Below are 12,211 nucleotides of genomic sequence, written 5' to 3'. Positions count from 1 at the left end.
AGCGACTGCGCCCAGTCCGGCAGGGCGGTGTAGTGCAGGTGGTGCGGGCCTGCCCAGATGTACAGGGTGATCAGTGCCCAGAAGTGGACGATGGACAGGCGGTAGGAATACACCGGGCGTTCGGCCTGCTTGGGCACGAAGTAGTACATCATCCCGAGGAAGCCGGCGGTCAGGAAGAAGCCCACGGCGTTGTGGCCGTACCACCACTGCACCATGGCGTCGGTGGCGCCGGCGTAGAGCGAGTAGGACTTGGTCAGGCTGACCGGGATTTCCAGGTTGTTGACGATATGCAGGATCGCCACGGTGAGGATGAACCCGCCGAAGAACCAGTTGCCGACATAGATGTGCTTGGTGGTGCGCTTCATCACCGTGCCGAAGAACACGTAGGCGTAGGCGACCCAGACGATGGCGATCAGGATGTCGATCGGCCACTCCAGCTCGGCGTACTCCTTGGAGCTGGTGTAGCCCAGCGGCAGGCTGATGGCCGCCAGCACGATCACCAGTTGCCAGCCCCAGAAGGTAAAGGCCGCCACCTTGGGCGAGAACAGTTGGGTCTGGCAGGTGCGCTGCACCGAATAGTAGGAGCTGGCGAACAGCGCGCAGCCGCCGAAGGCGAAGATCACCGCGTTGGTGTGCAGCGGGCGCAGGCGGCCGAAGCTGGTCCACGGCAGGTTGAAGTTGAGTTCGGGCCAGACCAATTGGGCGGCGAGGAAAACCCCGAGCCCCATGCCGACGATGCCCCACACCACCGTCATAATGGCGAATTGGCGGACCACCCGGTAGTTGTAGGCGGTACTGATTGAAGTGTTCATGGTTCCCCATCCACGGTTCGGGCCAACGCGCAGACGGCCTGCCAGGCGGCCTGCATGTCCGGCCCGGAGTTATAGGCAGACTAAAGCAAGCCAAGCATGGGCAAATAGCCAGTGGCAGGTATTGACGGGGGTCAATGGGCTCCGCCATGGAGCCCGGATTTGGGGAGAGGGCGTCGCCGCGGCAGTACCGCGGGACGCCCGGACCGGAGCATCAGTTGCAGAGCAGCAACCGGGTGCCCAGGCCAAGACCCGAGGCGTGGTGGGTCAGGGTCACCAGGCCGAGGTCGACGGTGAGCCCCGGGTGAGTGGTCTGCGCCGCGTCCGGCTTGCGCATGTCCAGCACCAGCAGGATGAGACCCAGCGTGCCCTTCTTCTCGGTCATGGACCAGGTGAACTTCTCCTTGGCATGCTGCAGCGGCCAGCGCACGCCATAGAGCCTGCGGATCGCCTTGAGCTCATCGATGGTGGGCAGCCTGAGACCCTTGGCCGTGGCGTTCTCGGTGATCTCGTCGCTGTTGCCGACGCCCAGGTCGTAGCACAACTGCACCCCGTACACGTTGACCTGGTACTTCCTGGATTGCCCGACCCGGTCGCTGACCACGATATGGGTGCTGCCGTTGCCACGCACGGTCACCCGGCCATGCGGGTCGACCACCGCGACCCTGGAGTTTTCGCTGCGGTAGGTATAGCCGGGTACCCCGCCGCTGGGAACACGCTGGATCCAGGTGCCGGGACCGAACTCGGGCAACAGCTGCGGATGGCAGGGTAGCAGGAAGATCTGGCCGTGCAGGTTGGCCGGGCTGGTGTCGAGCACCAGTTCGGGCACCCTGGTTTTCGCCCGCACCGTCAGCGTCGACCGTGGGAAGGCCTGGGCCGTCGCCTCATCGGCGCTGCCATCGAAGCTCACCTTGAAGGTCAGCGTCAGGCCACTCAGGTCCCGCAGGCTGTCGAGCCCGCTGCGCGGCAGCTTGCCGTCGATGACGTCGGCGATACTGGTGACCTCCTCGGCTTTCCACAGGGTGAAGCTATAGGCCGTGCCATCGCTGCGAGTGCCTTCGACCTGCAGCCAGACCCGTTGACCGACCTGGATATGCGGCCATTTGCCGACCTCCACCGTGGCATCGCCGTTGAAGGTGTTGAGGTCCAGCAGCCGGTCCCTGGCTTCGCGCACCTCGGGTGAAGGCAGGTTTCCGGGTACCAGTATCGACAGCGGCAGGATCTCGGAGGGCGACAGGACGCTGCCACGGCTGACGGTGTAGCCGACATCCACGCGCTTGCCGATATTGGCGCTCACCGCGGTGACGGGAGCGAAAAAGGCCAGGGTGCCGGTGGCGTTGCCCGGCTGCGATGGCAGTGCCGGCGTGCCGTTGCCCGCGGTGCCGCGCCAATAGGCCTGGACGCTGTCGCTGTCGCGCATGTCCTTGTAACTCACGTCGATGGTGGCGCCGCGCTGGGCCAGTTCCGGCAGCAGGAAGGTATCGCCTGCCTCGCGGACCTTGGGCCTGGGCAGGCCGAGGGGCCCGGAACTGACCGGCAGGTATCGTGGCAGCGACGGGAAGGTGTCCCCGGCGCTGGTGATGACTTCGTAGTGCAGGGTGACGGAGCCACCCGCCAGCACGCTGACCTTGTCGTCGGGGATCAGGAACGGGATGTCCTTGCCGATTTCGTCCTCGCGCAGGGTGACCGTCCGGTCATACGGCACCTCGCCGCCGCTGGCTGTGCGGCCGAGCCAGGTCAGCTTGAGCTGCTGGCCTGCCGCGATGAAGTCGTAGGGCTCGACCAGGGCGATCACATTGCGGAAGGCCGGGTCCAGCACGTTGCCGTTCTGCTCGGCGAGCGGCACCCGTGGTGGCTTGAGAGTGCGTGACCGGCCGATGATCCATAGCGGCCGGCTCTTGGAGCGACGGCTGGGCTGGCCGGCGATGTCCACGTAGTAGTAGAAGCGGGCCTGGCCGCGGAGGATGGCAATGAACTGCTCATGGGGGACCAGGAACGAGACGAAGGGGTCGCTGTCGTGTCCGGGGGCGCTCTGGGTGTAGGGCAGCAGTTGCTGGCCCTCGGCATCCTCGCGCTCCACCACCAGGCGTATCGTGTGGCTGCTGCTCATGTCATCGTAACGCAGTACCAGCACCTGGACATCGGTGCCATCCAGGTCGTCGAGGTTGAGCGTCATGCCCTGGGCCTTCGGCACCACCGGCGGCAGCAGGGACGGATCGCCGATGCCGACATCGATGATCGCCGGCCGCGACCATTGCGACCAGTTGCCGACCTCGTCGCGGATCTCGTAGCGCACGATGATCGAATCGGAGTTGCCGGCGTCGGTGATGTCCTTCGGATCGATCGGGATCACCACCTCGTCGCCTGGCTCGGTCAGGATCAGCGGCTCGCTGTGGCGACCGTGCCAGGACACCACGATCCGGTCGCCGCGGGCCATGTTCGCATAGCGCTTGACCACCACGCTGACGCCCTCGGGATTTTCGATCACCCCCGGAGGCAGCACCTGGGGCAGGGCGAGTTTTTCGTTTTCGCAGAGTGTCGCGCCGTTTCCGGCCTTGCACGAGCGCTCGGGAGCGCCGGGTGTGTCGAGCTTGACCCGCACCGTTTTCCGGCCTTCTTCAGGCGTACCTCCCGGAAAGGGGGTGAGTACGTAGCGTACCGTCGTTGTCCCCGAGGTGATCCAGCGGGTTTCGACTTTCAGGGGGATATGGCCGCTGCCGGGCGTACTGCCCTGGACATGGGTGGCGACGGGCATGGGATGGTCGCCCCAGTACAGGTCGATCCTGTCCCCGGGTTGCAACTGCAGTGGGCCGATCAGCACCGGCAGGCCGCGTTGCGGGTCGATGATGTCGGTTGACCCGACGCCGAGGTCCTGGAAGCTGTTGATGATCGGTGGTGCCAGCTCCCGCGCGCGCCTCGCCGCACGGGTATCGGTGCTGGTCGCCGGTTTCCAGCTGGCGTCCACCGGGCCGGCCTGTCGCCACTGCGCGCTGGTGACCAGTACGCTCAGGTTGCCGGTGGCGGCGACTTTCTGCACGAAGGCGGTGTCGGGCAGTTCGATCACCTGGTGGTCGCCCGAGGCACCATTCTGCGCTGGCAGGGCGGTGCCGCACAGCTGGGTCTGGGCATGCGAGCCACGCGGGGTGTACTTGAGCAGTGCGCCGTCGACGACCGACAGATAGAGGCCGCCTAGGTAAGTCCCCTGCTTTTCCAGGGTTTGGGTGGCGAAGCAGATGAAGGTGTTGGAAAAGAAGTCGAGGACCGCCGGGCGTTCCTTGCCCAGGTAGGCCGGGCCGGTGGCATGGGCGATATGCAGGCTGTGCAGGTCGTAGGTAGCGTCGAAGGTCAGCGGCAGGCGCTCCTGGTCCAGCGCCTGGCTACGGGTCGTGGCGAGGGCGCGCGTGGCCTTGACCGCCCGCTCGTGGCTGAAGGGCTCGAGGGCGGCATAGCTGTCACTGGCCTGGCAGCGATAGGTCGCGCTGACCACCAACTGGTCGTGCCGCCGATTGATCCGCTGGTGGCTGTAGTGCGCGGCGTCGTCAGCGTGGTTGAACAGCGGGCCGACGTCATAGCGTTCCGCTAGCTTGGCCGGCTGTCGACTCGGGGCCCAGGTGGCGCCGATGGGACCAGGCGTCGACCAGAAGCTGCCGCTGCGCAGCACTTTCAGCTTGCCGGTGGCCGCGACCTGACGCAGATAGGCCAATGGTGTCAGGGTGCCGTCCTCCAGTTGCCCCTGGGTCGGAATGCCATCGCTGGCGAATACGGCACCCTCGGCGGTTTCGTCCTGCACGGGGAAGACTTCGACCTGATACTGCAGCAGCGCTCCATCAGGCATCGACAGGTACAGATTGACGCTCGATTCCAGTCCGGGTGTCTGTGACACGGGGCAGACACCACGGGCGGTGGCGATCAGGTGGGCAAGGTCGCGGGCGCCGATTAAGTGGCGATAGGTCGGGTCGGCCGGCAGCCCGACCGCACCCTGCCTGACGGGCGGGGCGACATAGACACCCTCGAAGTCATAACCCTGGGCAATCATCTTGAACAGGTCGACATGCTCGGGGAACACCCGGTAGCGGTTGAAGCGGGAACCGGCGTCGGCGACGGCGGCGGTGGAGACATATTCCTCGCGCCCGGCCTTCTTGAAGATGAAGCCGAACAGCGTGTCGTCCGCCTGGTGGGCTCGGGCCAGGGCATGGCGCAAGGCATCCTGGGCGTCGATATGCACCGGGCTCAGGTCCGGGAAGGCCGTGGCATGTCCGTGGTTGCTCGCCTGGCGGCTGTTGCCGGCACGGAAGCCGTCGGCGGTGGAACTCAGGCTGGAAACCACGCCCTTGTGGGTCCAGATGGTGCCCGGCACCAGCACCAGCAGCTCGCCGGCTTGCAGCAGGTCGCGGGCATAGGTGGCCAGCACGCCCCTGTCGTCCGTCCTGGCGCTGCCGATCCGTCGTTGCAGGGCATTGTCCATCACCTGCAGCGGCCTGTCGGCCGGTGGCGACAGTTGCTTGAACAGGACCTGTTCATGGGCGGAGCCACTGGCCGTGTAGCGGATCAGCGAGCCGTCGCTGCCCGAGAAGTAGCGGTAGGGAATCGATTCGCGCTCGCCGATCGCCTGGTGGATATCCCAGGTGCGGAACAGGTTGAGGTACAGCTCGGCTTCATCCTCCGGCAGGTGGAAGTCGATCGTGCCAAGGCCCGAATGATAGACGCCGACCACCTTGTGGTTTGCGGGGAAGATGGCCGCCTTGACCTCCCTGGGGAAAACCAGCTGGTGCTCGAATACCCCGGTGGGCGACAACCAGGGCTCGGTGGCGACGAACAGACCGTCCGGGCGCTGCAGCACCAGGCCGCCATGGACCTGGTCATGGCGGTGTGCAATCTGCCCGTGGGCGTGGCGTGCGGCATCGTCGGCGCGGGAGAACACCGGCCCCAGTCGACGGCGCTGCAAGTGCTGGTAGGGTTTCCAGGTGTCGCTGACCGGCCCTTCCCGATCCCAGATTTCACTGGTCTTGAGCACGCTCAGGCGGCCGGCGCGGGCCAGTCCATGGACGAAGTAGCGGACGTCCAGGTTGCCCAGGGTGACCTGCTCGCCCAGGCTCGGTTCGCTGCCCTGGCGCTTGAGCAGCAGGTCGTCGCCCTGGACGCCCTGCGACTGGTACTGGAGCCAGGCGCCCTCGCGGGTGCTCAGGTACAGGGGCAACGCCGGGTCGAGCGAGTCGTCCGGGCGCAGGTAGGGCAGGGCGGCGGCGAGGTCGGTGGGGCTGAAGACATTGCGGTATTGCCAACTGTCACCGGCAGGCAGTGGATCGGGGTACAGCGCGGCGCTGTAGCCGATGGCCGCCAATTCGAGATCGGCCGGCAGGTTCGGGGTGCCCGTGGCGTTCGTGCCGAACACCGAGGCCGGGGAAAACAGCGGCGTCCCCGCATCGACCGGCTCACAGGCGACATACCGTGCCAGTTGCCGATGCTTGAGGATGAAGCTGATCCGTAACTGGCGGTGCCGGGTGTCAAGGCATTGGAGGGCATGGCGGGCAGCCGCCTCCAGGGTCTCGAACAGCGGCCCCAGGGCTGGCGGCGGTTGATCGGAGGGCGACACGATGGGGGTGGGTGCCCACTGCGCCGGCAGCCTGCCCGGCTTGCCCCAGTAGCGGTCGCCCCGGACCAGATAGAGACCCTGGGCCTTGGCCAGCAGTTTGATGAAGTCGCTGGGCAGCAGTTCGCCCTTTTCCAGTTGCTCCTCGATGGCACTGCGGCCCGAGCGGGCCCTGGGCAGCAGGCGGATGAGCAGTTCGTCCTCTTCCTGGCTGTCGCTGGGCATGTACTTGATCAGGTTGAGGTCGCTCATCAGCACGTAGAAGGCTTGCAGGCCGACGGACCTGCCGGTGAGGGTGGCCAGTACTTCCTGGCTGGTGATGCTGCGATGGGCCAGGCGGAATTCGTCCTCGGGCAGGTTCGCCAGTGGCCCGCTGCGCTCGACCTCCCTCAGGTTGACGTTGGAGCGATACACGGCATACAGCCGATGCCCGTCCGGGAAGGCCGCAATGCCGGTTTCCGTCGTGGGATAGAGCTGGCTGGCGTCGAACAGTCGGCCGTCGGTGAACTGCGGCTGCGTGGCGACGAAGGTCTGGTCCTCGCGTTGGAAGATCAGCCCGCCCATCTGCCGGGCACGGCCGCCCAGGGTGATTTGCTGGGCATACCGGGCGGCGTCATCGGCCGACAGAAAGACCTGGCCCAGTGGCGGTACGGGGAGCTCGGCGAACGGTTGCCAGGTTTCGGCGGCCACGATGCCCGGGCGATTCCACAGGCGGCTGCCGACCAGTACCCGCAGGGTTCCGGCTTCGGCCAGCCGGCGTACCCATTGCGAGGTCGACAGCTTGGCGTCGAGCAGTTCCCGGTTGAAGCGTTCGGCGCGTTGCGGCCAGTCATCGCGCGGGGGGAACAGGGCCGCCTCCAGTTCGCTGTCGCGGGACTGGTAGGACAGCAGGGCGCCATCGGCGGTGCCCAGGCACAGGGGCAGTGGCGGCTCGCCCTGGGGACGCAGGCGGCGGGCCTGGTCGAGCCCGGCGAGCAGGTCGAGCGGGCGCAGGGTGTTTTCGTACAGCCAGGGTTCTCGCGCGGGCGACTGCCCGGGCAGGCTATCGGCCTGGGCGTACAGGCCGGCCAGCACCACTTGCGCGGGCAGGTCCTGCAGGCCGACGGGCTCGAACAGCGGGCCGGAAACGGCTACCGGTTCGGTGGCGCGAAACTCGTCCTTGTGCGGGTGCTTCACGATCAGTGACTGTTGCCGGTGGCGGCCCTTGAGGCCTACCTGGCCATGTATGTGACGCACGGCTTCATCGAAGCTGACGAAGGTTCGGCTCAAGGCGGACCTGGGCTTGTCCTCGCGCGCCTGTGCGGTCCTGATCGCGGCGCTGTCGGGTTTCCAGGCGGAAGTGATGCGCTGCGTTGGGCCCCAGAAGGTGTCGCTGTCGACGAGCGACAACTCGCCGGCTTCGGCGACCTGGTGAATCAGTGCCAACGGTGTCAGGGTCCGTTTCTTCAGGGCCGAGACCAGCGGTGCCGGCAACCGCAGGAGGTTGCCGAGGATGGCCGAAGGCGGTTCCAGGCCGGCCTTCAGATCGTGTTCGGCCTTCGAGCCGCTGGAGACGTAACGCAGCAGCACGCCATCGCCCACTGCCAGGTAGAATGTCGCCAGCCAGGAGCGCTGGCTGATCGCCTGGTGGAGATAGCCGATCTTGTCGGAGAATCCCGAAGCCAGTGCCTGGTCGATCTGCTCATCCCGGGACAGGCTGGCGGCGGGCGCGGTTTCGCTATAGGACACGTAGCCGCCGACTATGCGGTGGCCCTCGGGCAACTCGTTGGCCGGCGGCGCGGAGGACCACAGGGTGGTGTTACCCTGCCGGGCCATGAACTCCTGCGGCGGGCTTGCGTGAAACAGGCCCTGGGCGTCCTGGCTGAGCAGCCCCCTGAAGCGGACATCGGCGCTGAACTCCGAGCTCTGGTAGGCGGCTCGCAACTGGATGCACTGGTTGCGGGCATCGAGCATGGCGGTATCGAGGGTCGCGAAGGCGGCACCGATTGTCGAGGAAATCCGGGATGGTGCGGTGGAGCGGGCATCGCTGAGCGACGGTTCTGAGGTCATGACATTACCCGTTGGCAAAAAGGGGAGGCGGCCGGGAGTGGCGGCCCGGGGCTTCTGAGTCGTCAGAAGGCGTGCGGTCATTCTCGAAAAATCCGCGTCGCGGGGGCGTTACATATCTAGCGTGTGCAGTGAACGATGAGGAGTGAGATGGACGCACAGGACAAGGGCTGGCTGCACGACGCGGCGGCGGACGGAGAATCGGCACCGACGCTGATCCTGGCCCATGGCGCCGGGGCACCGATGGACAGCGACTTCATGAACCGCATGGCGGCCGGTCTGGCGGCGCAGGGTGTCAATGTCCTGCGTTTCGAGTTTCCCTACATGGCGCAACGGCGCCTGGACGGCGGCAAGCGCCCGCCGAATCCGCAAGCCAGGCTGCTGGAGTGCTGGCGCGAGGTCTTCGAAACAGTGCGCCAGCAGGTGCGCGGGCCGCTGTTCATCGGCGGCAAGTCCATGGGCGGACGCATGGCCAGCCTGCTGGCTGACGAGCTTGTCGCAAAGGGGCTGGTCTGCCTCGGCTATCCGTTCTACGCCGCCGGCAAACCGGAGAAGCCCCGGGTGGCGCACTTGGCCGATATCGCCACGCCGACCCTGATCGTCCAGGGCGAGCGCGATGCCCTGGGCAATCGCCAGGTGGTGACGGACTATGTGCTGTCGCCGCGTATCGAGCTCTGCTGGCTGACTGCCGCCGACCACGACCTCAAGCCGCTCAAGTCCAGCGGTTTCAGCCACGAACAGCACCTGGACAGTGCCGCACGGCAGGTGCGCGAATTCATCCTGCGCCAGGGTGCGTAAGGCCGGCAGGCCCTGGCGGGACTGCCGGCCGCACTGCTGTCAGGCTTCGAGGTCGACCACGACCCGCGTGGCGGGCGAGTGTTTCGACCAGTTGCCGACCACGTCATGGATCTCGTAGCGCACCGGCAGGCTGGAGGAGCTGCCTATGGCTTCGACGATCTCCGTCGGGATGGCGATGAGCAGGTTTCGGTTCAGTTGCGCCTCGCCCAAGGGCGGGTAATCGACCTTCCGGTCATCCCAGGCCACACTGACCCGATCCCCCACGCTCATGTTCAGGTAGGGCGCCACGATCACGCTCACGCCCTGTGGCGAAGTGATCACCCCGGCCGGTTGCACTTGCGGCGGTTGCAGGGCTTCGTTCTCGTAGGGCGTGGCGGGGTCGATGTCGACGCCGCCGGGGATTTCCAGTTTCACCCGGATGTGGGCGATGTCGGAGTCTTGTGGCGCTCCTCCAGGAAAGGGAATGTAGCGGTAGCGCACAGGAACGGGTTTCAGCTCGGACTGGATCAATCGTGTCTCTACATCGAGGGTAATGAAAATAGCCTGTCCGGGGTTATCAATGGGGTGGGTGTAGTGGCTGACCGGCTCCGGAATGTCTCCCCAAAAGAGTTCTACTTTATCCTGCGGGTTTACGTTTACGGGACCCAGTAGAACGTTGAGTGGTTTACTCGGGTCTTTGATGTCGATATGGCCGACACCGTTGGAGTTATGTGTCACTACCTGCGGCTTTAATAGTTTTTGGTGGGTGGTCATGATGTTTCACTCCAATAAAAGTGAGGTGATTTGATCTTGAGCAGCGGAACCTCAGGTTTCGCTGCTCTTGTGTGTGTGTTGCTTAACAATCGAATCGCATGTCGATGTAGACGTTGGCACGCCCGGAGTTGCCGGAACCAGTAACGCTGTCCACGCGGAAAGTCGCTTCTACATGACCAAAGCAGGTCTCAAGTAACGTCAGGCGAGGTATCCGTAGGTCATAGCCATTGATTGTTTGCTCCAGTGTCAAGGGTGGAGATGTATGCGGCCACTCATTCTTCTTGTTGCCTCCGATCAGGCGGTCGAAACCTTCATACAGGAAGTGAATCGTGTCACCCACCTTGATGTTGTCATAAGGCTCGATATGTACAGGTGCTCCATTCAAGCCGTTGACTGGGTTGATAGCACCGTTTTCGTTAAGATCTGTAAACTCTGGTGCAGTAGGGCCATCAGGTCCACCCGGGAGCTCCTCTTTGGAACGTACAATAATTCCTTGAAAAATAGATGGTTGGATATTCGGGTTGCCGATTTCGGTAACAGTATAGTTGACACGAATATCAGTGCCGGTGCCGACTGGTTTAAATTTGCTATTTAGTGCAGTCAATGAAAGTGGTCTGCCTGCAATAATATCTGCGTCGCTAATGGGGTAAGGCTGCTCAAGTACGGAAATGCCCCCCCAGAATACCTCGATTAGTTCGCCTGCAACGAAGCCAGAATTCCATTCGATGATGATGTCGGCGTCTAGTTCGAAGTCGTTCTCATCGATAAAGTTGTCCTCGTTATTGGGTAGCTCGCTCCGTCCCCGGACTATCGGGCGTGCCAGTTCGCCAGGAACCGGACGTTTGACATGTACCACGATATCGTAGGGTAATGAGCGTCCAACAATGATAGGGGTGCTGCCGCGAATGACATCGTAGGTCAACCGTATGGGGCCATCGCCTGCACGGTCGATAGTGTCAAAGTCGACATCGATTACTAGAACCACGGGTTTTTCGATGTCGTCCGGATCAATCGGAAATGGCCCTAATTCCAGTGAGCCCCAATGCAGTGTGATCTTGTCACCGGGCTCCAGCAGTTCGGATCCGGGAATTTGTACATCTACACCCGCCTGTGCCTCGTCGTAATCGATGGGGTCGATGTGATCCTCAATGAATGGAGCGGGAAGATCAGGTACGATCTCGGTTAGAAACAGCAGAATCGTGGTCTTTCTCGAATCAAGGGAGGTGTTCCCGGCCCGGTCGGTGATGACGTAATAAACCTGCTCAGCTTGGCCTTGTTGCAGTAGGAATGCCTTGCTGAAGATAACGGGGATCGGCTGTGACTCATCCTCTGTCCCATCAAGGATAATTGAAGGTCCAGGTGTCGAACCCCAGAACGTCTGTATGGTATCGCCGCGTTTCAAACCGCTATAGCCGAAGATGCCGCAAGGCAGCACACCATCCAGTTCGCCATCCAGTTCTTCTAGGGTGAGCCCATCTTTCACCTGTTCAGGAAAGTCCATGTACCCTAATTGGTTCTGGCCTGGAGGCGTACGGTCCACCTCGATGGAGGTCGGTTCTGAGTGTGTCGGGAAGTTGCCAGGTTGAGTGATAGTCAGATAGCCGATGTCATAGTGACCATCAGCGTTCAGATAGATATCAATATCTTCCAGAGGAATTGAGGTAGGCATAGGGGTGCCGGGAACGGGTGGTGTGTCCGGCATGAACTTTTTTGTTCCGACAGGCATTTTATTGATCGTCGGTTGATAGGAATCACCCGGGTTTGCGTCGTCCCAGGCGGGAACGGTAATTTCCAATTCTGAGAGCAGGTCAATAGTTTTTATCAGCCCATCAATAGGGTCTGCCTTGATTACGGTTGGCTTTTTCATGCTACCAATTTCCGGGCTGCGGAAGGTTGGGTAACTGTGGCGTACGCACATATTGTTTTCCTTCTTGGGAATTGTGGGTTTCTTGATTTTCTTTCGGCAAAGAAGTCCCGTCGCTCGATGGATTCTAAAAGGAGCAAGATGATATCTAGCTCTCTTGTGATCGAGTCGTGAGGGCAGTTTCACGTTTAAACTATCTGGTTGTTCATCTTTGTCGAGATCGACGTAATCGTCTGGTGAGCAGTTTGTCAATGCTTTGTGGTGAATAAATTTATTGGTGTGGCTTCTGGCTGCCTGCGACCGTATATGCTGGTTGTGAGCGTGGGGTTTAGTGGTTTCTAAAGAGGTGAG

Annotated in this window: 5 protein-coding genes; 1 reads left to right on the top strand and 4 read right to left on the bottom strand. The window is 63.0% G+C overall.

Annotation, left to right across the window (positions count from 1 at the left end):
* On the bottom strand, positions 1-812 hold an 812-nt coding region (locus K675_RS0121950), incomplete at its 3' end, for a cbb3-type cytochrome c oxidase subunit I (RefSeq protein ID WP_017905616.1).
* 211 nt (positions 813-1,023) lie between these two features.
* Entirely contained in the window at positions 1,024-8,448 is a 7,425-nt protein-coding gene (locus tag K675_RS0121945) for a hypothetical protein (RefSeq protein WP_037007041.1), read from the bottom strand.
* Between the two features lie 147 nt (positions 8,449-8,595).
* Here K675_RS0121945 and K675_RS0121935 point away from each other — a divergent pair, with 147 nt between their 5' ends.
* Positions 8,596-9,243 carry an alpha/beta fold hydrolase gene (locus K675_RS0121935; protein ID WP_017905613.1) on the top strand — a complete coding sequence of 216 codons (648 nt, stop codon included), beginning with the start codon at positions 8,596-8,598 and terminating at the stop codon, positions 9,241-9,243.
* A gap of 39 nt (positions 9,244-9,282) precedes the next feature.
* Here the strand turns inward: K675_RS0121935 and K675_RS0121930 are convergent, their stop codons facing one another.
* Entirely contained in the window at positions 9,283-9,996 is a 714-nt protein-coding gene (locus K675_RS0121930; RefSeq protein ID WP_026145426.1) for a hypothetical protein, read from the bottom strand.
* 82 nt (positions 9,997-10,078) lie between these two features.
* Positions 10,079-11,863 (bottom strand): hypothetical protein, encoded by a 1,785-nt coding sequence (locus tag K675_RS0121925; RefSeq protein WP_232434464.1) that lies wholly within the window; start codon positions 11,861-11,863, stop codon positions 10,079-10,081.
* Between the last annotated feature and the right edge of the window lie 348 nt (positions 11,864-12,211).

It is taken from the genome of Pseudomonas fuscovaginae SE-1 (genome assembly GCF_000364705.1).
Lineage (GTDB): Bacteria > Pseudomonadota > Gammaproteobacteria > Pseudomonadales > Pseudomonadaceae > Aquipseudomonas > Aquipseudomonas fuscovaginae_A.
Note: the sequence above shows the minus strand (reverse complement) of the source record. Positions and strands in the feature narration are given on the sequence as shown.

Coding starts and splice junctions, on each gene's coding strand:
- K675_RS0121945 (WP_037007041.1), bottom strand. CDS start 8,448: ATGACCTCAGAACCGTCGCTCAGCGATGCCCGCTCCACCGCACCATCC.
- K675_RS0121935 (WP_017905613.1), top strand. CDS start 8,596: ATGGACGCACAGGACAAGGGCTGGCTGCACGACGCGGCGGCGGACGGA.
- K675_RS0121930 (WP_026145426.1), bottom strand. CDS start 9,996: ATGACCACCCACCAAAAACTATTAAAGCCGCAGGTAGTGACACATAAC.
- K675_RS0121925 (WP_232434464.1), bottom strand. CDS start 11,863: ATGAAAAAGCCAACCGTAATCAAGGCAGACCCTATTGATGGGCTGATA.